The organism is Caproicibacterium sp. BJN0003 (assembly GCF_026314295.1).
In the GTDB taxonomy this organism is placed as follows: domain Bacteria; phylum Bacillota; class Clostridia; order Oscillospirales; family Acutalibacteraceae; genus Caproicibacterium.
In genome coordinates, this window is record NZ_CP111108.1 from 138737 (window position 1) to 151408 (window position 12672).

Consider the following 12672-nt stretch of genomic DNA (forward strand, 5'->3'; position numbering starts at 1 on the left):
TCCCCGTGGACAGACTTAGATAGAAAATTCAGTCAATGCTGAATTTTAGAGATAATCTTTGTAGTTATCAGCAGTAACCTTTACATAGTTAATCCAAACGTAATGTCCATCTGTTTGCTCTTTGCCGGTAGCATCATAGAGTTTGTAGCCAACGTTTTCTTCATTGATCGTTTTACCCTGTGCAGCAGCAGCAGCAATATTGACAGTTGCTTTTGCCTGGTTCTTTGCATCATTCAGAACAGTGCCCAGCATGGAACCATCTTTCATTGCTTCCAAAGCAGGAGCCGTTGCATCGACGCCGACAACCGGAATATACTTGGAGCTGTCGCCGGTGTTGTAGCCTTGTGCTTTCAAAGCTTCAATTGCGCCCAGTGCCATATCATCGTTGTTTGCAAGGATTGCTTCGATCTTATCAAGACCGACAGACGTGATCCAAGTGTTCATCAGGTTTGTTGCCTGTGCTTTATCCCACATTGCGGTATCTTTTGCAAGAGCCTCGGTCTGGAATCCAGCAGCTTCAATAGCAGCCGGAGCGGCCTGAGAACGAAGGGTTGCATCCTGATGTCCGGGTTCGCCCTGGAGCATTACATACTGAATTTTGCCGTCTTTATTTTTATCAGCCTCTTTATGAGCCTTAAAGTAATCGGCAATAATTTCACCGGACATGGTGCCGGACTGTTTTGCATCCGCACCGACATAATATGCTTTGTCATAAGAGGCAATATCGGTATCGGAAGGCTGACGGTTTAAGAATACGATTGGCAGGCTGGCAGCTTTTGCTTTTTCGATCAAAGGAGCAGCGGCAGTCAGATCAACAGGGTTGATTGCCAGTGCATTAACGCCCTTAGTAATGTAAGTATCGACTTGTTCACTCTGGGTAGCTTGCTTGTTCTGGGAGTCCACCAGATCAAGTTTTGCACCGATTTCATTTGCGCGGGCAGTCATTGCATTACGGACGCCGGTCATAAACGTATCATCGAATTTGTAGATACAAGAACCGATGTAAACGTCTTTTGCGCTGGCGGTAGATGCGGCGCCGGAAGCCGCACCAGATCCGGATGCAGCTGCTGAGCTGCTGGTGCTGCTGCCACAGCCGGTTGTAGCGGCTGCGATCATGGCAGCTGCCATGAGTACTGCGAGAATCTTTTTCATACAAAAACCTCCTGTTTTTCTTTTGGCTTTTGAGAAACCACTTGTACCTTTGCACAAATATTGATGTTTCTCCGCCTTACTATTGGATAGTATAATTGGAATTGCGGACAGAATCTATAGGATTTTCTTTCGAAAAGCATCAAATATCTTTTCAAATGAGGCAAATTTTAAAAAGATAAATAAGAATTTTTGTATAAAGTGTTTAAATGGGTCTGCAAAATGAAAATAAAATAATTTTTAATCAACGAAATAAAAAAGAAAAGTGAAGGGAATGGGCTCCTTTGTGCGCTTAAAATTGGAACGATTCAAAAAACAGATCAATTTGTCGAAAAAGTCTGCTATTTTTTCTTGACTTTTAAAAGGGCACGAGTATAATTAGTCTTACAAGTAATACCGAATTGGAAAGGGGAGACTAGAATGTCAGTTTTATCGGTTTCGGGACTTTCGAAATCTTATCCGTCTTTTTCGTTAAAAAATGTTAGTTTTGAACTGCAAGAGGGTGCCATTACCGGATTCATTGGGAGAAATGGTGCAGGAAAAACCACAACTCTAAAGTCTTTGCTTAATTTTGTTCATCCGGACAAGGGGGAGATTCAATTTTTTGGACAGTCCTTTCAGGAGCATGAATTTGAAATTAAGCAGAAAATCGGTTTTGTTTCTGGGGGGATTTCTTTTTATCCGAAAAAGAAACTGCGTACCATTACTTCGGTTACAAAAAGATTTTATCCACAGTGGGATGAAGCGGCTTATAAAGAATATTTAAAACGCTTTGAACTGGATGAAGATAAAGTGCCGGATTCCCTTTCGGCAGGCATGAAAGTAAAATATTCTTTGGCACTGGCACTTTCTCATCGGGCAAAACTGCTGCTCCTCGATGAACCTACCAGTGGACTGGATCCGGTTTCTAGAGATGATTTGCTGGATGTGTTTTTAAATCTTGTCGAAGAGGACGGCGTTACGATTTTGTTTTCGACCCATATCACCTCTGATTTGGAAAAATGTGCAGAAGAGATTCTCTATTTAAGAAGAGGGGAAATAATTGGAAGGGGAAAATTAAAAGAATTTCAAAATCAATTTGTTCTCTGCAATTTTTCCAAAGAGCAAATGACAGAATCATTAAAACCATACCTTGCGGGATATAAGCGCGAAAAACAAGGATTCAGTGCCCTTTTTTATAAAGATCATCTGCCAGAGGGCAATTTTGATTACTATCCGGCGGATTTGGAATCCATTATGATTCATTTGGAAAAGGGGGAATTCGCATGAAAAATTTGATTTATAAAGAGATCAAGATTGCACTGCATCCCACAGCTCCTTTGTTTTTACTGCTGTCAGCGCTGCTGCTGATACCGAATTATCCTTATGAAGTTATTTTCTTTTATACCTGCTTAGCTGTCTTCTTTCATTGCCTTAGCGGGCGGGAAAATCATGATATTGAATATTCATTGTTGCTGCCGATTCAAAAAAAATCTATTGTACAGGCAAGATTTCTGTTTGTGATCCTTTTGCAGATGATACAAGTTTTAGTGTCGATTCCGTTTGTGTTTTTAAGAAACTATTTAATTCCGGAAGGCAATCAAGCGGGGATGGATGCGAATGTAGCGCTTTTTGGGAATGTATTTTTCTTGATGGGGATTTTTAACCTAATCTTTTTTGTGCTTTATTATCGGAAACCCGATAAAGTGGGAAAAGCTTTTGGAATTTCCAGCATTATATTTTTTGCGGTAATGGTGATTTTGGAGGTACTCGTTTTTGCAGTGCCGTTTTTTCGCGATCAGCTGAATACGAGAGATCCCATGTATCTGTCCCAGAAACTGATCATGTTGTTGGTTGGGTTCGTACTTTATGTAATTTTCACAGGAATTGCTTACCGAAAATCAGTCTCTACTTTCGAAAAATTAGATTTTTAAAATATAAGAAGCTGAAAAAAGGTCCTGTGTCGTTCTAATGACACAGGACCTTTTGGTTGTTCCTATTTTAAAAAGATTAGGGCTTGCGTAGCTTTGGTACAAGCCAAATCACCATTGCCCAGAAAAATTCATAGACAATCAGGCTCATGGTAGAAATTTGCTGTAAACCCGAATAGCAGGTAAGTAATGCTACCATTATGAAACCGAGTACAACAGCGACATTTTGAAGAACAATGGCAATGGAGATATTTCCACGCTCTCGCACACAGGCGGTCACCAGACGCATCAGTGCTGTAGGACGCCCCTTTGTAGCAATCATGGCTGGTTTCTCATTACATGCCTCGCGGGTACGGCTAACATAAAGTGCCCCTAAGCGTTCCGGCAGGACTCGAATGCCATGTGGATCCAAGCCGAAAAGTTCGGCCAGAAAAGTTGGGGTGATATTTGGGTCACAATTGCGTAAAATCAAAGAGATTCCATTATTTTCCATTCTGCGCAATTCCTGAAGGCGACGGCGGTCACAGCTATAGGTGATGATCAGCATAGCAATTAATTCTCCGCCAATTGCAAGATAAACCAGCTTTTTTCCGCCCTGAATATATTTTTGTTCAATAGCTTCTTCAGGTGGCTCAATTTTATGAGCAGAGAGCAGTTCACGGTTTCCAACAAAAACTCGATGACCATTAATCCAACCACTCAAGCCCTGCCCGTCTGTATAAGAAAATTTTTCAACTTCCGGCAGCTTTTTGTGCTGTGTATGAATTACTTGATCAAACAAAGAAGAAAGCGGAGAATGAGCGGCAATCATCAGTGCTGCTGCCTCCATAAGAGAATCGTCAATGGAAGTGTTTTTAAAAGTTTTGATTCCATTTAGGATCACTGTATTTTTGGGGAACAGATCCTGAGAATCCATCATCACTGCATTTGATTCGCAGAAATGCTGAACAGCAGGAAATCCGATTACCATGCCGCCGCACTGAGCAGCGATTCGGCTGATTCTTGCAAGAGGAAGATTTACGGCCAGCAAATTCATAAAAGGAGTCGTAATACAAGTTGCCGCTGCAAATGCAGTAAATGCGGTCGCAACATCTTTTGTCAGAACTAAAGTAATAATACAGAGGACCAAACTTGCCAGAAAAGCAACAGGTGCAATCGTTTGATTGGCACGATCGCTTGGGTCGTCTTCGTAAGAAAGACGAAGAAAATGTGATAAGAAATTGGTTTCGGTCTGGTAAGCAATCACGGGGGTATCCATTGTACAGCCGTCTGCCAACTGTAAGCCGGTATTATAGTCTTCAAACAACGTCACGGCATATTTTTTATCCGGCGAAACGACAAAGTGAAAGTTCTTGTTAATCCGTTTGATCATGCTGAATTTTCCTAATGTATTGAGAAACAATGCAGCGGTTGCTACGCTTGCATAAAGATTGAGAGAACCAGAGGAAAAACGTGTCTGCATGAAAAACGCCAGAATGGATTGAACAAGAGCGGCAATTGCAGCGATCGCAACCGCACTATCCGAATTGGCATGAAATCGGAACAGTGCTTTTAGTCCGTTCCAAATGGTTGCTCCGCAGAATGCAAAGGCAACCGTAGTAAAGATTACATTACAGATAAGGTAAACAGTAATGTTCAGCCGTTCGAAACTAAAGAATCCGAATTCACCAAGCCAGCCAAAGATCAGCAGCAGGATGGTCGAAATTCCGGTAACACCCAAGCGCAAAGAAAGTTTTCTTAAATTTGCATTTAAATCATGAAAAATGGCAGGAGCATCATTGCTGTTGCTGTAATCTTCTACTTCTTGGGCCTCTTTGGGCAATGTTTCTTCCGATGGATCATTTTCCGGTTCGTCCATGCCTGAAAGATGGAAAAGAGAGCGTTTTTTTTTCTTTGGCTTTTGGGAGGGCTGAGAAGTCTGTCTCGGTTTGTCGTCCGCTTTGATAGGTTCTGTCAGTTTTTGCTGGGCTGGCTTTTCTTTCGGAACTTCAATGGACGGAATCGGCACAGGGATAGAGACCTCTTTTTTAGAAGGCTCAATTGGATCGATTTTTTCCCGGTCTTTTCTGCGGGCTGATAAAAAATCAACGGCATCATCCTGCGGCATGCCATTTTTAGAATAAGTTTTGGCCGCTTCTTTTAGAGGGAAAGAAAGATCGTCAACCTCAATAAAATGAATGGGAGCAGTGTTATAGCGGTAAGAAACTTTTTTATTAACAGGTTTAATTGCAAAATCTGAGACCAAGAGAGGAGAGGCTTCTTCCCGTACCGGCTCTGGCCGCGTGACGGGTTCTTCCACTTTTGGCGCAGAAGACTCTTTATGAGGCAGCGGGGAGGCTATTGTGGGCTCTTTTACCGGAACTGGTTTTTGATTAACAGAATCGGAAGTTGTTAAAGGCATCGTCGGTTTATGAAAAACTGGCTTTTCCGTTGTGGCTGTTTTGGCTTTTGCAGCTTTTTCTTCGATGGGCTTATACTGCATTTTGGAACCACGTTTAGCAGCGGCTTCCTGAATCTCTTTCAAGCTGATTGCAGTGGTAATGGAAAAAATATCTTCCTGCTCAGGATCTTGTACGACTTTTTCAACTCGTTTGCGGCGCTCCTGATGAAGCTTGCGAAATCGTTCTTCAAGCTCGGGATCGCGTTCTTTTGCACGTTTAGGATCGAACAAATAAGAAAAAGTCCCTGTAGCGCCTTTCGGATTTTCTTCCGGACGGATCGGCTTAAAAGACATGGTCTCTTCATATTCCCGTTGATATTCTTCGCGGGATTTTAATTTTAGGCCATAATAAATATCATTTTCGCCGGAAGTTATTTGGTCCTTAGAATTTTTTTTCTTTTTCTTTTTCTGGCTTTGTGTCTCATTTTGCTTTTCCACAGGCGCTTTTGAAAGCGTTGGAGTTGGCTTTTGAGAGGATGGGCTTTCGCTTCCTTTTGCATAAGGATTGCGGGAGATCTCTTCTAAAGGTACTTTATGAGTCGAACTTTCTGCTTTTGGAGCAGGAGCGGCCGACTTTTTGGCGGCTTCTTTTTTAGCCGCGGTTTCTGCTAAAATTTCATCCAGGGAATAACCTGGGTTTTGTTTCTTTTCGTCCATCGTATCCCCTACTTTCTACTTGGATTTAAGGCCGGATCGCTGCCGCGCAATTTCATAACAGATAATTCCACAAGCAACAGATGCGTTGAGGGAGTTGATTTTTCCTTTCATGGGAAGAGAGACAATAAAGTCGCACTTTTCCCGTACCAGTCTTCCGATACCGAACCCTTCACTTCCGATGACAACTGCGCAGGGACCACGGTAATCGAGAGTACACCATGATTCGCCGTCCATATCAGCTCCATAGAGCCAGCAACCACGACTTTTTAGTTCTTCCAGAGTGGCAGAAAGATTGTTGACGCGTACAACCGGCACATATTCGATTGCACCGGCGCTCGATTTTCCTACTGCATAAGAGAGACCAACGCTTCTGCGTTTTGGAATAATAACACCATGGGCTCCTGCACATTCGGCTACCCGCAGAATTGCCCCCAGGTTATGAGGATCTTCCAGTTCGTCCGCCACAATCAAAAACGGCGGTTCATTACGGGATTTGGCCAGCGCAAAAACATCGTCGAGTGTAGCGTATGCTTTAGCGGCAGCAACTGCCACAACGCCCTGATGTGCACATCCCCCACAAAGGAAGGAAAGCTTTTTGGGGTCTGCCTCTTTAATGACAGCACCGCGTTTCTTGGCTTCGGCAATTAATGCACCAAGACTGCCGCTGTGTTCTCCGCGGACAACAAACAGCGTATCAATTTCGCGGCCGCTGTTGAGCGCTTCTTTCACTGCGTTGCGTCCGGCAATTATTCCTTCTTTTTTGGAATCATTTTTGTTGTCGATTTCTAGTTTTGCATCCGTTTTCATGGGCGCTCCTTTACCTTATCTAATAGTTTCTTCATTATAACACAAGTTGACAAACCTTGCACTTTTTTTCTATAAAATTCTCGCTTTCAACTTCTTTCCTCCTCTTTCTTCAAAAAGAACAAAGAATCTATGAATTATACAAATTGTATTTGCAGGCGTTTACATAATTTTTTAGGAAAAGCGGGGTGAAACCGGTGGAAAACCCTGTTGAAAGTGTTGATAAGTGGCTCAGATAGCGAAAAAAATCAAAAATTCATTTTGTGGAGATAATTTTTTATGTTAACAACGGTTTTGACAAGGGGAATCAACTGTCTGTATTTTTGTATACAAAGAGTAATTTCTTGCAGATTTTTGCCGCAAAGGGCATTCAACTTTTTGTATTTTTATGGTATGATTTTCTAAGAATCATACCGAAAGGAGAAAAGCTGATGACAGCTTCTGATCTCGATTTACGGCAGACATTATTTTGTGGACAATGCTTTCGCTGGGAGGAAGATCCAAACGGCGTTTTTTCTGGAATCGCATTTGGAAAAAGATGCGTTGTAAGACAGGAAGAGAAGAATTTTCTCGCAAAAAATCCAATCTGGAGAACTTATTTTGACTTGGATGCAGATTATGGACTTTTGCAAAAAAAGCTCAGCTGCATAAGTCCGGTTTTAAAAGAAACCATTCGATATGCACCCGGCATCCGAATTCTGCGGCAGGATTTTTGGGAGGCACTTGCTTCTTTTATTATTTCTCAAAACAACAATATTCCCAGAATTCGCGGGATTATTGCCCGGCTGTGCGAAAATTTCGGAGAAAAATTCGACGATGGATATGCGTTTCCCCAACCGCAAAAACTTTTAGGCCTTTTACCGGAAGATCTTTCATGCCTTCGATGCGGATTTCGTGCGCGCTATCTTCTGGATGCTGCACAAAAAGTCTGTGCCGGAGAGATTGATCCTGTTTCTCTTCAAAAAATGCCGCTGGAAAAAGCAAGGGCTCAGCTGATGACGATTTGCGGTGTTGGGCCAAAAGTGGCAGACTGCGTTTTGCTTTATGGATTGCACCGAATGGAAGCTTTCCCGATGGATGTCTGGATGAAACGTGCAATGAAGACTCTTTTTCCTGGCATGAAACCGGAAGATTTTGGAGAAGGCGCAGGGCTTGCTCAGCAGTATATTTTTTATTATTCCCGGCAGCACCCCGAACTATTTTTGGAGAAAAAATCTTTGGAATTATCGGATCAGAAGAAATTCTGCTCTGGAAGAAAACTTTAAAAATACGTTCTTTTTGTTTCTTTTTTCATTTAGATGCGTTATAATCAAATACAGAAATTTTAAAACGAAGGATTGGAGAGTGATATCCATGCCATTAGTTAACACAACGGAAATGTTTAAAAAGGCCTATAATGGCGGTTATGCAATCGGCGCGTTTAACGTCAACAATATGGAGATCATCCAGGGAATTACCGAAGCAGCAGGAGAATTGAAATCCCCTGTGATTCTACAGGTTTCCAAAGGAGCTCGTGCTTATGCGAACCCTACTTATTTGGTCAAACTGGTAGAGGCGGCTGTCATTGAGCATCCGGAAATTCCGATTGCTCTGCATCTGGATCACGGTCCCTCTTTCGAAATGTGCAAAGCCTGCGTCGATGATGGATTTACCTCCGTCATGTATGACGGCTCTTCCAAGCCTTATGAAGAGAATGTGGAAGAAGCTTCCCGCGTGGTCGAATATGCACATAAATATAATGTAACGGTTGAAGCAGAACTTGGTACTTTGGGCGGCGTTGAAGATGAAGTTTCGGTAGAAGCGGATAAAGCAATGTATACCGATCCGGATCAGGTACAGGACTTTGTTACCCGTACTGGGGTAGACAGCCTTGCGATTGCCATTGGAACCAGCCATGGCGCTTATAAATTTAAACCTGGTCAGAATCCAAAGCTGCGTCTTGATATTTTGAAAGAAGTCAGCGATCGGCTGCCGGGATTCCCGATCGTTTTGCATGGTGCTTCCAGTGTTCCGCAGAAATTCGTCGAATTGATCAATCAATATGGCGGAAATATGCCCGGTGCAATCGGAATTCCGGAAAGCGAACTCAGAAAAGCCGCTGCAATGGCAGTTTGCAAGGTCAATGTGGATTCCGATATTCGCCTTGCAATGACCGCTTGCATTCGGCAGTACTTTGCAGAGCATCCCGATCACTTTGATCCTCGCCAATACCTTGGGCCTGCTCGTGAAGCAGTTAAGAATATGGTGGCTCATAAGATTACTGACGTGATGGGCTGCGCAGGCAAAGCTTAAAAATTCGTTTTCATTCAATTAAAATACTTTTAAACCGCCTGCATTTTAAAATGCAGGCGGTTTTTTGTAAAAAATTGAAATGATTTTGTAACTGTATTTTGTTTTCAGTATGAGGTATAATTAATTCCAGTTAACATAAATCAAGGGAGAGGCTATTTTATGATTCGAGGGAAAAGGGTATTTGTTTTACTTTGCTGTGTTTTTTTGCTGCTATTGGGCGGATGCGGAGCGAAAGAAATAAAATTGGATGCTGCCGCAACAGCCGATAAGTTAGCTTCTGAAGTGGCGTTTAAAGATCAGCTTTCGCCCCTAAATGATAAAGCAGCCTTTAAACTCTTTGGGCTGGATGATTCCACGGTCGTCAGCCAGAAAGTTTATGCGGGGACCGGCGCGACCGCAGAGGAAATCGGCGTTTGGGAATGCAAGGATGAGACTGCCGCTAAAACGGTGCAGGGTGCCGCACAACAACGGGTAAAAGATCAGACTCAAGCATTTGCAAACTATGTGCCCGGCGAACTGACAAAACTGAAATCACCATTTATCAAAACTTATGGGAAATATGTTGTTTATGTTTGCTGCGACGATACGACTCAGGTGCAAAAAGTAATAGACAGTTTTACAAAATAAAAATGATACAAATCAAAAGGCCGCTTTCTCTGCAATAAAAACTGCATTGAGAGCGGCCTTTTTTAGATTTACTTCGTCTTAGTTTCAAAAAAGCCTCTGCGAATTTTTTCGCAGAGGCTTTTATAAGTAATAATGAATGATCAGCGGTTAGCCTTTGAGTGCTTCATAAGCGGCAACCGCACAAGCAACAGTCGCACCAACCATTGGATTGTTGCCCATACCGATTAATCCCATCATTTCCACGTGAGCAGGGACGCTGGACGAACCCGCAAATTGAGCATCACCGTGCATACGGCCCATGGAATCGGTTAAGCCGTACGAGGCAGGACCTGCGCCGACGTTATCCGGATGAAGGGTTCTGCCGGTGCCGCCGCCGGAAGCAACTGAAAAATAGTGCTTACCGTTTTCTATTGCCCATTTTTTATAGGTACCAGCAACCAGATGCTGAAAACGAACCGGATTAGTGGAGTTTCCGGTGATGGAAACATCAACGCCCTCGTGCTTCATGATTGCTACGCCTTCCAAAACGTCATTAGCACCATAGCATTTCACTGCGGCGCGGTCACCATTGGAATAAGCATGGGTATTGACGACTTTGAGCTCGTCATTATAGGGATCATACTCGGTTTTTACATAGGTAAATCCGTTGATCCGGGAAATGATGAAAGCAGCGTCTTTTCCCAGACCATTTAAGATAATGCGCAAAGGCTTCTTGCGGGCACGGTTTGCAGTGCGGGCAATGCCGATAGCGCCTTCGGCTGCGGCAAAGCTCTCATGTCCTGCAAGAAATGCAAAGCACTGGGTCTCATCCCGCAAAAGACGGGCGCCAAGGTTGCCGTGTCCCAATCCGACTTTCCGGTTTTCGGCGACAGAACCCGGAATGCAGAAGGCCTGCAGACCAACGCCGATTTTTTCAGCGGCATCGGAAGCAGAAGCTGCGCCTTCTTTTAAGGCGATCGCGGTGCCAAGGGTATATGCCCACGAAGCGTTTTCAAATGCGATAGGCTGAATGCCCTTCACAATTTTATCAACATTGATTCCTTTGGAAAGGCAAAGATCTCTGGCTGCTTCGAGACTTTCAATCCCGTATTTTTTCATGCAGACCTTGATCTTTTCCATTCTTCTTTCTTTTCCTTCAAATGTTACATCATTGGACATTTTGCTGTGTCCTCCTTTATCTCTCAGATTATTCTTCGCGGGGATCAATGTATCTGGCCGCGCCGTCAAACCGTCCATATTGCCCGATATTATCTTTATATGCCTGATCCGGCGATTTTCCATGGCGGATATCTTCCAGCATTTTTCCGACTTTAACAAACTGGTAGCCGATGACTTCATCATTTTCGTCCAGAGCCATCTTTAGCACATAGCCTTCGGTCATCTCCATATAGCGCACGCCTTTTGCATTCGTGCTGAACATCGTACCAACTTGGCTGCGCAGACCTTTACCCAAATCTTCGAGGCTCGCTCCAATGGGAAGTCCTCCCTCGGAAAACGCGGTCTGGCTGCGCCCATAAACAATTTGCTTAAAAAGTTCCCGCATGGCAACGTTGATTGCATCGCATACGAGATCGGTGTTTAGGCATTCCAAAATTGTTTTTCCCGGAAGAATCTCTGCCGCCATAGCAGCAGAATGGGTCATTCCGGAACAGCCAATGGTTTCCACCAATGCTTCTTGTACAATGCCATCCTTAATATTAAGAGTTAGTTTACAGGTGCCCTGCTGCGGTGCACACCAGCCCACACCATGAGTCAATCCCGAAATATCTTTGATGTCATAAGCCTTTACCCATTTTCCCTCTTCTGGAATCGGAGCGGGGCCGTGCTTTGGTCCTTTTGCTACGGTACACATTCTTTCCACTTCTGCGGAATAGTTCATCTTTGTTCTCCTTTCAGCATCCGGCGCCCACTTTTTTAGGGGTACCTCCCGCATGTCATTTCTATATGTTCATTATAGGGGATTCAAAAACGTTGTGCAAGCTGAAAAAAACAAAAAAGATAAAAATTTAACAATCTTTTTATGACGGATAGAACCAATCAAATTCTAAAAATATCAATGAAAAGAAAGAAGGAAAAGCCTTTTTGTGAAAATCAGTGAAGAGGAGGGATCTTTGGAAGAATTATCAGAGATGAAAATCCGAAATGAAGGGAGTTAAAGTGCTTTCTTCGTACTTTTTTTCAGTTTTGGACCGTTAAGATGGAGATACAGCCTTTGAAGCGGACAGGCTTAAAAACGGAGGATTGAAATTATGACAATGAAGCGCTGGAAAAAGATATGGAATATTTTGGGTGGATTATTGTTAGCGCTGGCAGTGGCAATTTTTGTAGTGCCAAGATTCTTTGGATATGTTCCGCTGGGAATGTGCGGCGCAGGGGTTCGATGTGAATATCCTCAGGGGAGCCTTTTATACATACAAAAAATACAACCTGAAAAGCTGCGGGTAGGAGAACCAATCGCCTATTATAGAGGTAATTTAAAAAGACAGCCTGTTGTCCGCAGAATTACCCGAATCGATTATTCTAACGGTCAGTTTATGGCAAATCAGGACGACTCCGATTTTGCCGCGGATATAGTGCCGTTTTCAGACCTGTATGGAGCTCCGGTTTCCTTTTATCTGCCGGGGTTAGGAACAGCATTTACAGAATTGCAAACACTGCCTGGAATGGTGATCTTGTTTTTTTTGGTCGGTACTTATCTGGTACTCAATTATTATTTTGGTGCTTTGGCAAAAGGAGAATGGCCGCCGCCGACAGAATTTCGCTGAATCTTAACTTTACAGGGAAAATTTATGA

The 12672-nt window shown here is 43.2% G+C and carries 11 protein-coding genes; 6 read left to right on the plus strand and 5 right to left on the minus strand.

The features are described 5' to 3' along the window. Positions 1 to 45: 45 nt before the first annotated feature. Complete coding sequence (locus OP489_RS00685; RefSeq protein WP_266162470.1) at positions 46 to 1152, minus strand: galactose ABC transporter substrate-binding protein; 1107 nt, start codon at positions 1150 to 1152, stop codon at positions 46 to 48. A gap of 417 nt (positions 1153 to 1569) precedes the next feature. Here OP489_RS00685 and OP489_RS00690 point away from each other — a divergent pair, with 417 nt between their 5' ends. Together OP489_RS00690 and OP489_RS00695 are read left to right on the plus strand one after the other, a co-directional pair. Further along, entirely contained in the window at positions 1570 to 2418 is an 849-nt protein-coding gene (locus OP489_RS00690) for an ABC transporter ATP-binding protein (RefSeq protein WP_266162471.1), read from the plus strand. After that, positions 2415 to 3062, plus strand: a complete 648-nt coding sequence (locus OP489_RS00695; RefSeq protein WP_266162472.1) for an ABC-2 transporter permease — start codon at positions 2415 to 2417, stop codon at positions 3060 to 3062. Before OP489_RS00690 ends, OP489_RS00695 begins: the two co-directional genes overlap by 4 nt. Positions 3063 to 3138: 76 nt before the next feature. Here OP489_RS00695 and OP489_RS00700 read toward each other — a convergent pair whose 3' ends face one another. Both OP489_RS00700 and rlmB read right to left on the minus strand, forming a co-directional pair. Further along, complete coding sequence (locus OP489_RS00700; protein ID WP_266162473.1) at positions 3139 to 6156, minus strand: hypothetical protein; 3018 nt, start codon at positions 6154 to 6156, stop codon at positions 3139 to 3141. Between the two features lie 15 nt (positions 6157 to 6171). Further along, complete coding sequence (rlmB, locus tag OP489_RS00705) at positions 6172 to 6963, minus strand: 23S rRNA (guanosine(2251)-2'-O)-methyltransferase RlmB (protein WP_266162474.1); 792 nt, start codon at positions 6961 to 6963, stop codon at positions 6172 to 6174. A 428-nt stretch (positions 6964 to 7391) separates the two neighbouring features. On the opposite strand from rlmB, the gene OP489_RS00710 reads away from it, so the two are divergent. The 3 genes from OP489_RS00710 (at position 7392) to OP489_RS00720 (ending at position 9879) form a co-directional block, all read left to right on the plus strand. Then, complete coding sequence (locus OP489_RS00710) at positions 7392 to 8225, plus strand: DNA-3-methyladenine glycosylase family protein (RefSeq protein ID WP_266162475.1); 834 nt, start codon at positions 7392 to 7394, stop codon at positions 8223 to 8225. Between the two features lie 88 nt (positions 8226 to 8313). Beyond that, positions 8314 to 9252, plus strand: a complete 939-nt coding sequence (fba, locus tag OP489_RS00715) for a class II fructose-1,6-bisphosphate aldolase (protein ID WP_180341685.1) — start codon at positions 8314 to 8316, stop codon at positions 9250 to 9252. A 159-nt stretch (positions 9253 to 9411) separates the two neighbouring features. Further along, complete coding sequence (locus OP489_RS00720; RefSeq protein ID WP_266162476.1) at positions 9412 to 9879, plus strand: DUF4358 domain-containing protein; 468 nt, start codon at positions 9412 to 9414, stop codon at positions 9877 to 9879. Between the two features lie 147 nt (positions 9880 to 10026). Here the strand turns inward: OP489_RS00720 and OP489_RS00725 are convergent, their stop codons facing one another. Continuing rightward, the gene (locus tag OP489_RS00725; RefSeq protein ID WP_266162477.1) at positions 10027 to 11037 is read right to left on the minus strand and encodes a GGGtGRT protein; all 1011 of its coding nucleotides are present in this window, start codon (positions 11035 to 11037) and stop codon (positions 10027 to 10029) included. A gap of 28 nt (positions 11038 to 11065) precedes the next feature. After that, entirely contained in the window at positions 11066 to 11758 is a 693-nt protein-coding gene (locus OP489_RS00730; RefSeq protein WP_266162478.1) for an iron-sulfur cluster assembly scaffold protein, read from the minus strand. A 370-nt stretch (positions 11759 to 12128) separates the two neighbouring features. On the opposite strand from OP489_RS00730, the gene OP489_RS00735 reads away from it, so the two are divergent. After that, a complete protein-coding gene (locus OP489_RS00735; protein ID WP_266162479.1) occupies positions 12129 to 12644 on the plus strand; it encodes a hypothetical protein in 516 nt (171 codons plus the stop codon). Positions 12645 to 12672: the final 28 nt, after the last annotated feature.

Excerpts from the sequence above, each read along its gene's own strand:
- OP489_RS00685 (WP_266162470.1), bottom strand. The coding sequence starts at position 1,152 with ATGAAAAAGATTCTCGCAGTACTCATGGCAGCTGCCATGATCGCAGCC.
- OP489_RS00690 (WP_266162471.1), top strand. The coding sequence starts at position 1,570 with ATGTCAGTTTTATCGGTTTCGGGACTTTCGAAATCTTATCCGTCTTTT.
- OP489_RS00695 (WP_266162472.1), top strand. The coding sequence starts at position 2,415 with ATGAAAAATTTGATTTATAAAGAGATCAAGATTGCACTGCATCCCACA.
- OP489_RS00700 (WP_266162473.1), bottom strand. The coding sequence starts at position 6,156 with ATGGACGAAAAGAAACAAAACCCAGGTTATTCCCTGGATGAAATTTTA.
- rlmB (WP_266162474.1), bottom strand. The coding sequence starts at position 6,963 with ATGAAAACGGATGCAAAACTAGAAATCGACAACAAAAATGATTCCAAA.
- OP489_RS00710 (WP_266162475.1), top strand. The coding sequence starts at position 7,392 with ATGACAGCTTCTGATCTCGATTTACGGCAGACATTATTTTGTGGACAA.
- fba (WP_180341685.1), top strand. The coding sequence starts at position 8,314 with ATGCCATTAGTTAACACAACGGAAATGTTTAAAAAGGCCTATAATGGC.
- OP489_RS00720 (WP_266162476.1), top strand. The coding sequence starts at position 9,412 with ATGATTCGAGGGAAAAGGGTATTTGTTTTACTTTGCTGTGTTTTTTTG.
- OP489_RS00725 (WP_266162477.1), bottom strand. The coding sequence starts at position 11,037 with ATGTCCAATGATGTAACATTTGAAGGAAAAGAAAGAAGAATGGAAAAG.
- OP489_RS00730 (WP_266162478.1), bottom strand. The coding sequence starts at position 11,758 with ATGAACTATTCCGCAGAAGTGGAAAGAATGTGTACCGTAGCAAAAGGA.
- OP489_RS00735 (WP_266162479.1), top strand. The coding sequence starts at position 12,129 with ATGACAATGAAGCGCTGGAAAAAGATATGGAATATTTTGGGTGGATTA.